Genomic DNA, 3,643 nt, shown 5'->3' with positions numbered 1-3,643 from the left:
GGGGAGCTCATGCCAGGGTCATTACCAGTGATAGTAGTGAATCTGGTTCTTATACTGGTGGTAATGGTGGTAATGGTGGCGATACCTGTAATGGCTGTTCTGTGGGTAATGGAAGTGGTGGTGGTGGCGCTGCTGGCTTTGGTATTGTCGCTAACGGTAGCGGCATAAACCTAAGCGTTGAAGGTACCGCGCTGATTCGAGGAGGAAATGGTGGCAATGGTGGGTTTGCTCGCGCTGGTGCAGTCACTTCTGGCGGTGGTAGTGGGAATGGCGGTGAGGGGGGAATTGGCCTTTTCTTTACCAGCAATGGGACGCTTGATAACAGCGGTAGGATTGTCGGGGGCAATGGTGGCAATGCCGGTAATGCCTCAGACCTTGCCAACCGGGGTGCCAATGGTGCTGGTGGCGCGGGAGTCGCTGGCGCAAATTTATTTATTACTAATACAGGGACCATTACCGGCGGGAATGCCGGGAATCTGGCTTCACCGTTTAATACTGCTGCAGGTGCCGGGATCACCGGTTCGGATTTAACCATCATCAATATTGGTACGATTAATGCTGGTATTGACAGCCTCGGTACACGGGGAGATGCCATTGCCTTTACTGGTGGTAGCAATATCCTTGAATTGTATTCAGGCTTCTTGATTAACGGCAATGTCATCGCATTCAGTGCTGCGGATACCCTTCGCTTGGGGGGAACCGTCGATGATACGTTTGATGTCTCCACTGTTGGTACAGGGGCGCAATACCAGGGTTTCGGCAACTTTGAAAAAACCGGTAGTTCGACGTGGACGTTAAGCGGAACCACTACGGCTATCACTCCTTGGACTATTTATGATGGAATATTGGTTATTAATAGTGCTCAGGCACTTGGAGATGATGCGGGAACATTGACCATCCTAAATGGTGCCAGGCTTGCGGTGACTGCACCAATGACCATCTCACAAGATATGGTGTTGGGCAGTGGTGGTGGTGTAATAGATTTCGGACTCGCGGTAGGGGCACCTCTCGTCACTATTGCCGGGGCAATAAGTGGGACCTCTTTAACTAAATTGGGTGTAGGCGAACTGCAACTGACTGCGGCTAATACCTATACGGGAGGAACGACGATTACTGACGGCACCCTGAGGCTGAGTGGAGCTGGGGAGCTCAGCAGTAGCGGTACCATAGATATTGCCGCCGGGGCCACTTTTGCCATTGACCAGACCAGCGCCAATGGTGGTAATTACACCTTTGCCAACCCGTTAACTGGGTCCGGGTTGCTGTCAGTGGCGCTGCAAAACGGCAGCAATAGCTTTGATTTTACTGGTACCACCGGTTCCGTCTTTACCGGCACCTTAGCGCTGGGTAACAGCAGCTTTGATCTGTCGGGCAGCAATACCACCGCACTGAGCCAGGCTACGCTGGAGCTGGGCGCTGGCAACGTCACCACCATTGGTGTGGGCGATCAGGCAGTAGGCAATCTGACCTTCAATGGCGGTACCGCACGGTTCGCTAACTTACCTACCGGGCAGGTGACCACCGGGGCCTTGGCCCTGGATGCAGGTGCGGTACAGGTGGACCCTACCACGGCCGCTGACAGTTTGGGGAGCCTGCTGCAACAGGATGAAGGGGCACAAGAGCGGTTGGTGGCTGCCAGTAGTGTCACCGGCGTAGCTGCTAACTTGAGCTTGATTGATTTGAGTGGCGCGGCCCTGTCGACAGCCGCAGTGAATATCCTTCAGGGCGGCAATATTGTCGCCATCGGCGACTACGGCTACGCCTTGACCAACGATGTGACCGGGTTATTTATCAATGTGGTGTTGACCCAACTGGCGCTGCAAGACAATCAAACCCTGACCTTGTCGGGTGATAGCCTTACGCCAGCGGGTGCCAATAACATGACGGCGTTGCTCACCGGTTCAGGCAACCTGGCGATTGATGCTACCTCCCTGATTGAACTCAACAATAGCAGTAACGATTATACCGGCACTACCACCGTGGTCGGTGGCACCTTGCTGTTGGGCTCAGATAATGTGCTGGGCAACACGAGCCAACTGGCGATTAACACCGGTACCACCGCCGATATCAACGGCTTTACTCAGTCCGTGGGCAGCTTGGCGGGGGCAGGGCTGCTGGCAATCAGCGGCGGTAACCTGACGGTCACCGATGGCGGGCTGTTTAGCGGCGTGGTGTCAGGGACAACCGGCAGCTTGACCGCCGCAACCGGTACGCTGGTGCTGACCGGGGCCAACAGCTACAGCGGAGTTACTGCGGTTGACAGTGGCGCGACCTTGCAAATCGGCAATGGGGGCACAGACGGAAGCTATGCGGGCAATATCAGCAATGCGGGTTTGGTGCTGTTCGACCGAACTGATGCCGCGAGTTATGCCGGGGTTATCAGCGGTAACGGCAGCCTGACCCAGAGCGGCAGTGGTACCTTGACCCTGACCGGGGTGAACAGTTATAGCGGCGGTACCTCGGTGGCTAACGGCACCCTACGGCTGACGGGTTCTGGCGCGATCAATGCCAGCAGCGCGGTTGATATTGCCGCTGGAGCCACTTTTGCCATTGACCAGACCAGCACCAATGGCGGCAATTACAGCTTTGCCAACCCGTTAACCGGGGCCGGGGTGCTGTCGGTGGCGCTGCAAAATGGCAGCAATAGCTTTGATTTTACCGGCACCACCGGGTCCGACTTTACTGGCACCCTGGCGCTGGGCACCAGCAACTTTGATCTGTCGGGCACCAATACCGCGGCGCTGAGCCAGGCTACGCTGGAACTGGGCGCTGGCAACGTCACCACCATCGGGGTGGGTGATCAGGCGGTTGGTAGCCTGACCTTCAATGGCGGTACCGCACGTTTCGCCAACTTACCCACCGGGCAGGTGACCACCGGGGCCTTGGCTCTCGATGCGGGAACGGTACAGGTTGACTCTAATGGGGTTGCAGACAGTACCGGTAACCTGTTGCAACAGGATGATGGTGTTCTACAACAACTGGTAACGGCCACTAATGTTACGGGGGCAGCCAACAACCTGAGTTTGACTGACCTCACTGGCACGGCGCTGTCTACGGCGGCGGTCAATATCCTTCAGGGCGGCAATACGGTAGCCATCGGTGACTACGGCTATGCATTGGCCAGTGACACCAGCGGGCTATTTATCAATGTGGGGCTGACCCAACTGGCGCTGCAAGACAATCAAACCCTGACCTTGTCGGGTGACAGCCTCACCCCCACCGGTGCCAATAATATGACGGCGCTGCTCACCGGTTCAGGCAACCTGGCGATTGAGGCCACCACCTTAATCGAGTTGATTAACAGCAGTAACAATTATACCGGCACTACCACCGTGACCGGGGGCACCTTGCTGTTGGGCTCAGATAATGCGCTGGGCAACACCCGCCAACTGGCGATTAACGCCAACACCACCGCTGATATCAACGGCTTTACCCAGACCGTGGGCAGCTTGGCAGGGGCAGGGCTCTTGGCAATCAGCGGCGGTAACCTGACGGTTACCGATGGCGGGCTGTTTAGCGGTGTGGTGTCGGGGACTACCGGCACCTTGACTGCCTCAAACGGCACGCTGGTGCTGACCGGGGCCAACAGCTACAGCGGTGTCACTGCGGTTGACAGTGGCGCGACCTTGCAAATCGGCAATGG

The 3,643-nt window shown here is 56.6% G+C and carries 1 protein-coding gene; it reads left to right on the top strand.

Annotation, left to right across the window (positions count from 1 at the left end):
* Positions 1 to 3,643: autotransporter-associated beta strand repeat-containing protein (locus IO95_RS23705; protein WP_200874199.1), on the top strand; the 3,643-nt coding region annotated here is incomplete at both ends.

This window comes from Serratia sp. DD3 (assembly GCF_000496755.2).
Note: the sequence above shows the minus strand (reverse complement) of the source record. Positions and strands in the feature narration are given on the sequence as shown.